This window comes from Streptomyces monomycini, assembly GCF_022271435.1.
Classification (GTDB): domain Bacteria; phylum Actinomycetota; class Actinomycetes; order Streptomycetales; family Streptomycetaceae; genus Streptomyces; species Streptomyces monomycini.
On sequence record NZ_JAFIQY010000078.1, the window covers coordinates 1 to 10,580 of the forward strand.

Here is a 10,580-nt window from a genome sequence, read left to right on the forward strand (position 1 = left end):
GACGGGCTGCCCGGACGCGCCTCCCTGGGCGGCCCCGCCGCCGGCGCCGGGCGCCTGCGGGCCGTACCCGCCGGCGGCGCCGCGCCGGTCGTACGCGGAGCCGGGCAGCTTGTCGCCGTACGCCTTGGCCACCCGCTTCTGGTACGCGGCGACGGTGGTGCCGCCCGCGCCGACCGCCTTGCGCGCCTCGGCGTCCAGCGGCCGGACGCGGTCGCCGCGCTGTTCGTACCAGGCGTTGATCTGCGGTTCCTGGAAGACCGTGCCGCCGTCGCCGGCCGCGCTGTAGCGGGCCTCGTCGTCACCGGTCGCGATGTTGACGACCTTCCAGGCGCCGCCGGACTCGGCGGTCCACACGGACGCCTTCTGCCCGTCGGCGGAGACCGCGGTGCTGGCCAGGAACTCCAGCCGGGAGACGGGTGCCCCGGCCTTGCCGCGGACGAAGTCGGCCGACAGGACGTACACGGGCACGGTCCGCCCCTCGATCCGCGGCCGCGCCTCCGTCCGGGCGACCGCACCGTCGCGGGCGAAGAAGCGGGAGAGCGTCGCGAGGGTGTCCGGCGCGGTGGCCGCCGTGCGGGCGGCGGTGACGGTCGACGCGGCGGGCGCGGGCGGCGGTGCGGGGGTGGCGGCCAGCGCGCTCTGCGGCGCGAGACCGAGGAAGGCGGCGGTGAGCGCGCCGGTTGCGGCGGCCCGTATGGCGGCGCGGAGGGCCGGGGTGCCGCGCCCGGCGGCGGCGCCGGACACGGCCGGAGCTCTGTGCTCGGTCATGGCCTCAGGCTCCGATCCGGTAGAGGGAGTGGGTCCAGGAGAAGGAGTTGCCGTTGACGTAGTAGTTGTAGTCGCCCCAGTTGTAGCGGCTGTTGGAGCCCCACGGGTCTCCCCAGTACACCCAGTTCCTGGCGGTGTCGAAACCGTAGATCACGTGCATGTGCCCGCCGCCCGACGACCACTGGATGCGGGTCTCCACGGGGCGCCCCGCGTTGATCTCGCTCTGGACGGTGCCGTAGCGCAGGTAGCCCGTGACGTACGAGCCCGGGTTGACGCCCATCCAGTCGAAGGCGTTCTGCACATTGCCGAGGGTGGCCTGGTTGTTGGGGCAGGTGCTGCCCTGCGAGCGGTTGAAGGCCGCGTTGCAGAACTGGTTCTGGCTGTACCTTCCTCCGTAGAAGGTGGCGATGGTGTTGCCGGAGGCGGCCCAGCACCAGTTGGTCTTCTCCTGGGCCTGCATGGAGATGTCGAGCCGGTTCGCGGCGAGTGCGCCCTGTGGGGCGGGCGCGGCGGGGGCCGCCTGGACCGCCGTGCCGGTGGGGGCGGGCGCGGCGGTGGCGGGTGTCGCGGGTACGGCGGTCAGCGCGGCGGCCGACAGTGCCGCGGCCGACAGCCATCTGCGGCGTGTGCCGCGGGTGCGTGGTGCACAGGTCATGGCGTTCCTCTCCCGGTGAGGGGGGTGGGGATGGAGGAGCGCATCCGGATGCTGGTCAGGAGCATCGGGTGTTGTCGGGAGCAGGTCAACACGCTTCAATGCGGGGTGACATGGGGGTGTGGACGTCCGGTGCCGGGTGTGAACGGCTCGTGCCCGGCGTACTGCAGCGGACAGGCAGGGACAGCGCACGGTGTGAAGTCCGGTTGTGAACGTTCACCGCGCGCGCCGGAGGGTTGGGCGATGAATCAGCACATGACACAACAGGCACCACATACACCTCATGGAACTCCTCAGGGAACACCTCGGGAAACACCTCAGGAAACGCCTCTCGAACATCAGGAAGCACACGAGCAATCCCCGCACCAGGGACCTCGGGCGCACCCGGAAAGCAGCCCGGCTTCCGCCCCATCGGGCGAACTGACGCAGATCCTGCGGACCGGCCCGTTCCACTTGGCCCTGCGGGCCGCCCTGGCCGCCCGCGGCCTCGCTTTGCACCGCGTCCAGCACAAGCTGGCACAGCGCGGCATCAAGGTCGGCGTGACCAGCCTGAGTTACTGGCAGCAAGGGGCACGGCGCCCGCAGCGCCCCGAGTCGTTGCGCGCCGTACGGGCCCTGGAGGACGTCCTCGACCTGCCCGCGCGCTCCCTGCACCGGCTGCTGGTCCCCGAAGGCGGCGCGCGAGCCGAGACCACGGAGCGCCCGGCCGCCCGCTCCTACCGCTCGCTCTTCGACCCGTCCGACGCCCTGCACGCGCTCCTCGCCGAGCTGGAGGCGCCCGCGGACGGCGGGCTGCACACGGTCGGCCACCACGAATGGGTCCACATCGGAGCCGGCCGCGAACTGAGCGGGCGGCGCTCCCTCCAGGTGGTGCGCGCCCACCGGGACGGCGTGGACCGCTACATCGCCATCCACCAGGGCGACGCGGGCTGCGACCCGTCACGGGTGACCGTCACCGCCGGGGAGAACTGCCGCCTGGGGCGGGTGCGCCGGAACGCGGCCACCGCGATGGTGGTCGCCGAGCTGCTCTTCGACGTCCGGCTGCGCACCGGCGACACCCACGTCTTCGGGCACAGCTTCGAGGACGGCAGCGGCGGCCAGAGCGCGGAGTACGTACGCGGCTTCCGCTTCGCCGGCGGCCAGTACGTCCTCCAGGTGTGCTTCGACGAGGCGGCGCTGCCGGTCCGCTGCCGCCGCTTCACGCAGACCAAGGCGGGCGCGCCCCGCTCGGGTCAGCAGGAGCTGACGCTGAGCGGGCGGCACCGGGCCGTACACCTGGTGGAACAGGGCGTACGGCCCGGGATCGTGGGGATCGGGTGGGACTGGGGGTGATCCGGGCGGGGCGCGCTTCGGGAGGCGCGCCCCCGGGGTGATCCGGTCGGCGGGGCCGCTACGCGGCGGGCCCCGCCCCGGTGGCCGGGACGCCCGACGCGTCGGCGTCCGCGGCCGCAGTACGGGCGTCCAGGGCGCTCGCGGCCGCCGCGTTGTCCGCGACGCGCCGTTCCAGCATCGAGATCTTGCCGTCCAGCGGGCGGTCCATCCCCGGCCACACGTCGATCTTGATGCTGACCTGGACGCGCGGCACGCGGTCGGCGACGGCCTCGGTCGCGCGCTTGACGACGTCCATGACCTCGTCCCAGTCCCCCTCGATCATCGTGTACATGGAGTCCGAGCGGTTCGGCAGCCCGGACTCCCGGATGATCTTGATCGCGTCGGCGACGTACGCCGCGCCGTTCTCCTCCACGCCCATGGGCGTCAGGGCGAAGGCAATGAGCACGGTCTTCCTCTCCTCGTAGGGAAACGGCGGCCCGTCGGCGGCCGGCCGTGGTGCGGCACCGTCACCCGCTGCCGACGTGCACCGCCCGGTACTCGCGTACCACGGGAGACCGGTAGGCATCCGCGATCCGCAGCAGGTGGCGGACCTCCTCGCCGAGATCGCCCGCGCCGGGGCCCGCGAGATTGGCCGTCTGGGCCTGCGGTGCCTCCCCGGTGCGGCGCGCGTGCAGGGCGGCGGCCAGCCAGCAGGCGGTGACGTGCGCGTCGGCCAGGTGCGCGGGGACGGCCCGCTCCCCCACGTGCCGGCGGACCCCGTCGAGCGTGGCCGGGGTGACGTAGTCCCGCAGCACGATCATCGCGTCGCGGATCTCGATCACGCGCCGGTACAGGCGCAGCTGGAGCGGCAGCACGGCGTTGCGCAGCCGGCCGTCCGACCCCAGGACCACGTCGGGGGTGACCGCCGTCAGCTCCCGCCACAGCACGGCCAGCCCCCGGTAGGACGCGCGGTCCCGCCACAGCTGCCGGGCCCCGGTCAGTACGGGCAGCGCCACCCCTGCCGCGATGAACAGCGCCTCGACGCCGGTGACCGGCGAGAACAGCGGGCCGAACACCGGCGAACGGGTCTGCAGATAGGCCAGTTTGAGCACCCACAGCAGCGACGCCAGCAGGATGCCGGTGCCGAACAGCCGCAGCCCGTACCGCAGCAGCCGGGGCGCGCCGGTACGGCCCTGGGACCAGCAGACGAAGCCGCAGGTGGTGTCGGCCGTCAGGTGGAAGGCGAAGAAGACGTACCAGTAGGCGTCCGGCACGCTCGGGATGTCCGGCGACGGCGTGATCTGGTTGCGCGCGTGCGGCGGGCCGGTCAGGTCGAGGGCGACGAGCGCCAGCATGACGGCGAGAGCGGCGCCGAACACCAGGACGGTACGGCGCTGCCGCCCCGCCGCCTGGAAGATGAACCACAGCACGGCGGCCGCGTCGACGATGCTGAACAGGTGCGTGGACAGGTCCACCCAGTGGGCGCCCGGCACGAGGCGGGCCAGGACGGCGGTGACCGGCTCCAGGTGCATCGACATGGCCAGCGCGATCATCACGATGGCGAACCACAGAGGCCGCTGCGCCCGGTCCTTGAGACCCTGCGGCGCCCGGGCGAGCACCACCGCCCACAGGGCCACGATCCCGGCGTTCTCCAGCCAGGCGAGGTCCGTCAGCCACGTGAGCACGGTGCCCCCGGGTGACGGCTCTCGCGCGAACCCGTACCGGACCGCAGGCCCATGCCGGACGCCAGCCCGCCGAGCGTGCCGGACAGCAGGGTCGGCGCGGGCACCCGCCCCGCGCCCTCCAGGATCAGGCTGGCGATCATCTCCGCCTCCTGCTCCTGGCGGTCGGAGTAGCGGGTGCGGCCCAGGGCCCGCCGGATGGACGCCGGGTCCTCGATGTCGATGTGGCGGAAGAGCCCGGGGTCCTCGACGGCCATGCGGTGGTCGCAGACCAGGTGGCCGATCTCGTGGAGGATGATGTGCTCCTGGTGGAGCGGGCTGGTCTGCGCGTCGTAGAAGACGTAGTCGCCCTCCTCGGTGGCCAGCCACATGCCGGTCGGCATCCCCAGCCCGGTCGGGGTGGGCAGGGTCAGCAGCCGCAGCGGGCGCTCCCGGTCGGCGGCGAGCCGGGCGCACAGTTCCTGGGCGGAGAACGGCTCGGGCAGCGGTATCCCGTCGATCACGCGCCGGCAGCGGCGGCGCAGTCGCCTCCAGTGCATCGCGGGTGGCTCTCCATGGCTTGTGGGTACAGGAGGGCAGACGACCCGGTAGCGACGCCCGGTCATGCTGCCGCCGCCGGGTGGAGACACGAGGAAACCAGCACGACGACACCCCCTCGCGCGCCATCCGTGCCACGCGTCGTGCGATCGTAGATCGTCACCCGGCCCCCTGTCAGTCCCCCGCCGCCAAGCAGTCCGTTTCCGGCCAATTGCACTGTGTTACGGCGCCCGGTGCGTCCCGCCACCCCCGTCAGCCCGCCATCCCCGTCAGCCCGCGATCAGCTTCCCGCCCTCGGCCTTGACGGGGACCTCCGGCAGCGGCTTGGAGGCCGGTCCCTGGACGACCTTGCCGGTGGTGACGTCGAACCGGCTGCCGTGGCAGGGGCAGTTGCCCTGGTTCCGCTCGATCTTGTCCAGGACGCACCCCGCGTGGGTGCACTTGGCGCTGAAGCACTTGTACTGGCCCTTCTCGGGCTGCGAGACGAGCAGGCGGCTCTCGCGGTAGAGCTTGGCACCGCCGACCGGTACCTCGGCGGCGGCGCCCAGGGCGACGGGCTCGGCGGGCGTCGCGGACGCCTCGTCCGAGCCGCCGCCGGAACAGGCGGCGACGCCGAAGCCCGCCGCGCCGACGAGCGCGGCCCCTCGCAGCACGGTCCGGCGGGCGGGGGGCTGGCTCATGTCGTACTCCCAGGAATTCGGTCAGGGCGCGGCGTCACCCCGCGGCATCGGCTCCCGACGATACCGGTACCGATCCGTCCGCTTCGGGCTGACCCGACCGGCCCCCGTCGCGGTCCTCCGGATGCCCCGACCGCCCCTTGAGCAGGTCCCGTTCGATCTCCTCCAGGCTGCGGCCCTTGGTCTCCGGCAGCAGCTTCCGTACGAAGACGAAGGCGCCGAACGTCGTCACGGCGAAGAACAGGAAGTTCACGCCGGCGCCCCAGGCGCGCAGCAGGGTCGGGAAGACCAGCGAGACCACCATGTTGAACAGCCAGTTGAACATGACGCACAGGCTCACCGCGGCGGCCCGGATCCGCATCGGGAACAGCTCCGGCAGCATCACCCACTGCACCGGCCCCCAGGAGACGGCGAAGGACGCGATGTACAGGGCGATGCCGAACAGGGTGAGGGTGGACAGCGCCGCCCCGTACCCGAGGCCGGACAGGTTGGTGACGGCCAGCACGAGCATCGCGGCGCACATCCCGAGCGCGCCGTACAGGAGCAGCGGCTTGCGTCCCTTGCGGTCGATGAGCCGCATGGCGGGCAGCGTCATCAGCATGTTCAGCAGCCCTATGCCGACGTTGGCGAGGATCGCGCCGTCGGAGCCGAAGCCGATGTCGGTGAGCAGCGTCGGCGCGTAGTAGATGATCGTGTTGATGCCGACGAAGTTCTGGAAGAAGACCAGCAGCATCCCGGCGAGGAGGACCGGCCGCAGCCGGGGCGCCGCGAGGTCCCGCAGGGTCAGCGAGCGGCTCTCGGCGCGTTCGGTGCGCTCGGCCTCCTCGATCTCGGCCAGTTCGGCGTCGGCCGCGCCGCCCGTACCGCGCAGCCGGGTCAGGACGTGCCGCGCCTCGTCGTTGCGGCCCTTGCCGACCAGCCAGCGGGGGCTCTCCGGCTGGGTGACGATGCCGAGCGCGAGGATCGCGGCGGGCACCACGCCCAGGCCGATCATCCAGCGCCACGCCTCGGCGCCGGCGAGCAGGTAGTCGGTGACGTACGCGAGGAAGATGCCGACCGTGACCAGCAGCTGCATCAGCGAGGTCAGCCCGCCGCGCAGGTGCTTGGGCGCCAGCTCCGTCAGGTAGAGCGGTACGACGACGGAGGCGATGCCCACGCCGGTGCCGATCACGAAGCGGAAGGCGATCAGCGTCCAGGGGGTGGTGGCCAGGGAGGCGCCGAGGGTGCCGAGGATGAAGACGGCGGAGGCGGCCAGGATCAGCCGGCGCCGGCCCCAGGAGTCGGACAGCCGTCCGGACAGGCCCGCGCCCAGCATCGCGCCGACCAGCAGGCCGGAGACGACCATGCCCTCCAGGAGCGGCGTCAGCGCGATGTCGTTCTTGATGAAGAGCATGGCGCCGGAGATGACGCCGGTGTCATAGCCCCACAGGATGCCGCCGAGGGCGCCGAAGACCCAGATCAGGGCGTTCTTGATGCGTGCGGGCACGGCCGGTCACCCCTTTCGCGCGGGGCGCGGGCCCGCCGTGCGGGAGCCCCGCTGCGGCGCCCGGGAGCCCTGCTGCGGCGCGATGTGGACCTTGCGGCCGGTGCCGGCCCGGAAGCGGGCCACCGCCTCGTCGAAGTCCTCCAGCCCGTACACGTCGCTGACCAGCGGGTCGAGGTCGAGTCCGGCTTCCAGTACGTCGATGGCGGGCTGGAAGCTGTTGTGGACGGCCATCGAGCCGATGATGTCGATCTCGTGGTGGTAGACCAGGTACGGCGAGAACTTCGCGGAGCGGGCCGGGTCGGTGACGCCGAACTGGAGGAACGTACCGCCCTTGCGGACGCGGCCGAGGCCGTCCTCGATGGCCGGGACCGCGCCGGTCGCGTCGATGACGACCTCGAAGCCGGGCTTGCGGCCGAGCTGGTCGGCGCTGGTGACGGCGGCGTCCAGGCCGAAGCTCTCGGCGAAGGCCAGCCGGTCCTTGTTGAGGTCCACGACGGACACCGAGGCGGCACCGGCGGTGCGGACCAGGGCGGCCATCATCAGGCCCATCGTTCCGGCGCCGTAGATCAGGTAGTGCTCGCCGGGGCGGCGGGGCAGCCGGTTCAGGCCGTGCACCGCGCAGGACAGCGGCTCGATCAGACCCGCGGCGGCTTCGGAGAAGGACTCCGGGACGAGGTGGCAGCAGCGCGCGGGGACGGCGACCAGCTCGGCGAAACCACCCGCCTGGGTGACACCGATCGCCTGGTAGTCCTCGCAGAGGTTGGCGCGGCCGATGCGGCAGTAGTGGCAGGCGCCGCACGGCATGTTCGGGTTGACCGCGACGCGGTCGCCGACGGCGGGGCTGGTGACGCCCTCGCCCACGGCCACCACCTCGCCGGTCAGCTCGTGACCGGGGACCAGCGGGTAGGGCACGGCGGGCAGCTCGCCGCCCAGGATGTGCATGTCGGTCCCGCACAGCCCGCAGGAGGAGACGCGCACGACGACCTCCGCGGGTTCCGGCCGGGGATCGGGAACCTCGGTCAGGGCGGTACGGCCCGGCTCGGTGACCACGACAGCGCGCATGGCGCCTCCTCACGTCTTCGTGCGGTGTTGCGGGTGTTGCGGGGTGGAGTGGCGTGAACGTAACCCGGGGGTAAACGTTTGCGCAAGCGTTTACGTCTAGGCTGTGATGGACTACGTACCGGCAGCCGGACCTCCGGCCGGCGCACCAGGGCGACACCAGGACGACAAGGGACTCGGGGAGACGGACCGGATGACGACGATGGTCGATGTGGCGCGGCAGGCGGGGGTCTCCGTGGCCACGGTCTCGCACGTGCTCAACGAGACCCGGCCGGTACGCCCCGACACCCGCGCCGCCGTCCTCGCGGCCATCGACGAGCTGGGCTACACCCACAACACGCTGGCCCGCTCCCTGGTCACCGCGCGCACCCGCTCCATAGGCCTCGCGGTCTCCGCGATCAGCAACCCGTACTTCACCGAGATCCTCCAGGGCGTCGAAGCCGGCGCCCTGGAGGCCGGCTACAGCCTGCTGATCGCCGATCCGCACGACGATCCCGCGCACGAGCAGAAGGTCGTCCGGCTGCTGCACGAACGCCGGGTGGACGGCATGATCGTCGCGCCGTCCGCCGAGCCGACGGGCATGGTGGACTACCTGACCCGGCGCAAGGTTCCGGCCGTCTTCCTCGACCGGCTCGTCGGCGACGCGTACGACCAGGTGTGCGCCGAGAACACCGCCCCCGTACGGCAGCTCGTCGAGCACCTCGCCGACCTCGGCCACACCCGCATCGGACTGGTCGCCGGGCTGCCCGGACTGAGCACCACCACCGAACGCGTCCAGGGCTACCGCGAGGGCCTGCGCGCCCGCGGACTGCCCTTCGCCCCCGAACTCCTGGCGGGCGGCAACTCCGAGGCGGAGGGCGCCCAGGACGCCACCCGGCACCTGCTCGCCGCCCCCGAACCGCCCACCGCCATCATCACCGCCAACAACGCGATGACCATCGGCACCCTGCGCGCGCTGCGCGACCTGGGCCGCGACGTCCCCCGCGACATCGCGCTGGCCTGCTTCGACGACTTCTCCTGGGCCGACCTCTTCGCACCGCGCCTGACCGCGATCTCCCAGCCCAGCAAGGAGATCGGGGCCGCCGCGGTCCGGCTGCTGCTGGAGCGGCTGGAGGAACCGGACCGCCCGCCCCGCACCCTCCGGCTGCCCTGTACGTACGTGCACCGCGACTCCTGCGGCTGCACCGGCGCCGGACACTGACCCACCCGACCCGCCCCTCCCCCAGAAAGGCCAGGATGCCGTGATCGTCGTCGCCGGCGAGGCCCTGATCGACCTCGTCCCCAGCTCGCAATCGCCCTCCGGGGACGGGCCGTTGCCCGCGCTGCTGCCGCGCCGGGGCGGCGGCCCGTACAACACCGCGCTCGCCCTCGGGCGGCTCGGCTCGCCCGCCGCGTTCTGCTCGCGGGTCTCCACCGACACGTTCGGCGAGGAACTGCTGCGCGGGCTGCGGGCGGACGGCGTGGACACCTCGCTCGTCCAGCGCGGCACCGAGCCCACCACCCTGGCCGTCGCGGACATCAGCCCGGACGGCTCGGCCGGTTACGGCTTCTACGCCGACGGCACCGCCGACCGGCTGTTCACCCTCCCGGACGAACTGCCCGCCGCCGCACGGGCCGTGTCGTTCGGCACCTGCTCGCTGGTTCTGGAGCCGGGCGCGAGCGCGTACGAGGCCCTGCTGCGCCGTTCGGCAGAGCAGGGGATCTTCACGGCGCTGGACCCCAACATCCGCGCCGGGCTGATCGCGGACGCGGACGCCTACCGCGCCCGCTTCCGCGCCTGGCTGCCGCACGTCACGCTGCTGAAGCTCTCGGAGGAGGACGCTGAGTGGCTGGCCGGCCCCGAGGCCGGCCCCGAGGGGGTCGCGGCCGCGGTGAAGGACTGGCTGACGGCCGGACCCGCGGCGGTCGTGCTCACGCGCGGCGGTGACGGGCTGTCCGTACGGACGCCGGGCGGCGGTGCGGAGATCGCGGTGCCCGGCGAACGGATCGAGGTCGCCGACACGATCGGCGCGGGCGACACCGTCAACGCGGCGCTGCTGCACCGCCTCGACGCGCACGGCGCCCTGTCCCCCGACGCGCTCGCCGCCCTCACCCCCGACGCCTGGCGCGACATCCTCGGCTTCGCGGCCCACGCGGCCGCGGTGACCTGCTCCCGGCCGGGCGCGCAGCCGCCGTACGCGGCGGAGCTGGCGGGGGCTGCGGGGGTGGAGCGCTGACGCGCTGAGGGGCGAGGCGGGCCGGAGTGACGGCGCGCCGAGGGAGCGACGGGGGTCGGGGTAGGTCGGGCCGGAGGAAGCCGGACGAGGCCGGGTGGGCCGGGCCGCGCGGCACGCGGCACGCGGCACGCGGCACGCGGCACGCGGCACGCGGCACGCGGCACGCGGCACGCGGCACGCGGCACGCGGCAC

The 10,580-nt window shown here is 73.2% G+C and carries 11 protein-coding genes; 3 read left to right on the top strand and 8 right to left on the bottom strand.

Annotation, left to right across the window (positions count from 1 at the left end):
• Together JXZ78_RS39775 and JXZ78_RS39780 are read right to left on the bottom strand one after the other, a co-directional pair.
• Nucleotides 1–768, bottom strand: a 768-nt coding sequence (locus tag JXZ78_RS39775; RefSeq protein WP_238783718.1) for a hypothetical protein, incomplete at its 3' end; no start/stop codon positions are given.
• A gap of 4 nt (nt 769–772) precedes the next feature.
• Nucleotides 773–1,423 carry a papain-like cysteine protease family protein gene (locus JXZ78_RS39780; RefSeq protein ID WP_030023519.1) on the bottom strand — a complete coding sequence of 217 codons (651 nt, stop codon included), beginning with the start codon at nt 1,421–1,423 and terminating at the stop codon, nt 773–775.
• A gap of 450 nt (nt 1,424–1,873) precedes the next feature.
• Between JXZ78_RS39780 and JXZ78_RS39785 the strand changes: the two genes are divergently transcribed.
• On the top strand, nt 1,874–2,752 hold the full coding sequence (locus JXZ78_RS39785) for a hypothetical protein (RefSeq protein ID WP_372498496.1): 879 nt from the start codon (nt 1,874–1,876) through the stop codon (nt 2,750–2,752).
• 58 nt (nt 2,753–2,810) lie between these two features.
• Here the strand turns inward: JXZ78_RS39785 and JXZ78_RS39790 are convergent, their stop codons facing one another.
• The 6 genes from JXZ78_RS39790 to JXZ78_RS39815 form a co-directional block, all read right to left on the bottom strand.
• On the bottom strand, nt 2,811–3,197 hold the full coding sequence (locus JXZ78_RS39790; RefSeq protein WP_030023521.1) for an MTH1187 family thiamine-binding protein: 387 nt from the start codon (nt 3,195–3,197) through the stop codon (nt 2,811–2,813).
• Between the two features lie 61 nt (nt 3,198–3,258).
• Nucleotides 3,259–4,416 carry an MAB_1171c family putative transporter gene (locus JXZ78_RS39795; protein WP_030023522.1) on the bottom strand — a complete coding sequence of 386 codons (1,158 nt, stop codon included), beginning with the start codon at nt 4,414–4,416 and terminating at the stop codon, nt 3,259–3,261.
• Nucleotides 4,401–4,952 carry an ImmA/IrrE family metallo-endopeptidase gene (locus JXZ78_RS39800; RefSeq protein ID WP_063726163.1) on the bottom strand — a complete coding sequence of 184 codons (552 nt, stop codon included), beginning with the start codon at nt 4,950–4,952 and terminating at the stop codon, nt 4,401–4,403. Before JXZ78_RS39800 ends, JXZ78_RS39795 begins: the two co-directional genes overlap by 16 nt.
• Before the next feature lie 267 nt (nt 4,953–5,219).
• Nucleotides 5,220–5,630 carry a Rieske (2Fe-2S) protein gene (locus tag JXZ78_RS39805; protein WP_030023524.1) on the bottom strand — a complete coding sequence of 137 codons (411 nt, stop codon included), beginning with the start codon at nt 5,628–5,630 and terminating at the stop codon, nt 5,220–5,222.
• A gap of 34 nt (nt 5,631–5,664) precedes the next feature.
• The gene (locus JXZ78_RS39810; protein ID WP_030023525.1) at nt 5,665–7,113 is read right to left on the bottom strand and encodes a sugar porter family MFS transporter; all 1,449 of its coding nucleotides are present in this window, start codon (nt 7,111–7,113) and stop codon (nt 5,665–5,667) included.
• A 6-nt stretch (nt 7,114–7,119) separates the two neighbouring features.
• On the bottom strand, nt 7,120–8,175 hold the full coding sequence (locus tag JXZ78_RS39815) for a zinc-dependent alcohol dehydrogenase family protein (RefSeq protein WP_050502904.1): 1,056 nt from the start codon (nt 8,173–8,175) through the stop codon (nt 7,120–7,122).
• A gap of 190 nt (nt 8,176–8,365) precedes the next feature.
• On the opposite strand from JXZ78_RS39815, the gene JXZ78_RS39820 reads away from it, so the two are divergent.
• Together JXZ78_RS39820 and JXZ78_RS39825 are read left to right on the top strand one after the other, a co-directional pair.
• On the top strand, nt 8,366–9,373 hold the full coding sequence (locus JXZ78_RS39820; protein ID WP_030023527.1) for a LacI family DNA-binding transcriptional regulator: 1,008 nt from the start codon (nt 8,366–8,368) through the stop codon (nt 9,371–9,373).
• 40 nt (nt 9,374–9,413) lie between these two features.
• On the top strand, nt 9,414–10,388 hold the full coding sequence (locus tag JXZ78_RS39825) for a carbohydrate kinase family protein (protein WP_030023529.1): 975 nt from the start codon (nt 9,414–9,416) through the stop codon (nt 10,386–10,388).
• The last annotated feature ends 192 nt before the right edge of the window (nt 10,389–10,580 follow it).

What these genes read in the sequence shown, in the direction of transcription:
- JXZ78_RS39780 (WP_030023519.1), bottom strand. Translation starts at nt 1,423, where the DNA reads ATGACCTGTGCACCACGCACCCGCGGCACACGCCGCAGATGGCTGTCG.
- JXZ78_RS39800 (WP_063726163.1), bottom strand. Translation starts at nt 4,952, where the DNA reads ATGCACTGGAGGCGACTGCGCCGCCGCTGCCGGCGCGTGATCGACGGG.
- JXZ78_RS39805 (WP_030023524.1), bottom strand. Translation starts at nt 5,630, where the DNA reads ATGAGCCAGCCCCCCGCCCGCCGGACCGTGCTGCGAGGGGCCGCGCTC.
- JXZ78_RS39815 (WP_050502904.1), bottom strand. Translation starts at nt 8,175, where the DNA reads ATGCGCGCTGTCGTGGTCACCGAGCCGGGCCGTACCGCCCTGACCGAG.
- JXZ78_RS39820 (WP_030023527.1), top strand. Translation starts at nt 8,366, where the DNA reads ATGACGACGATGGTCGATGTGGCGCGGCAGGCGGGGGTCTCCGTGGCC.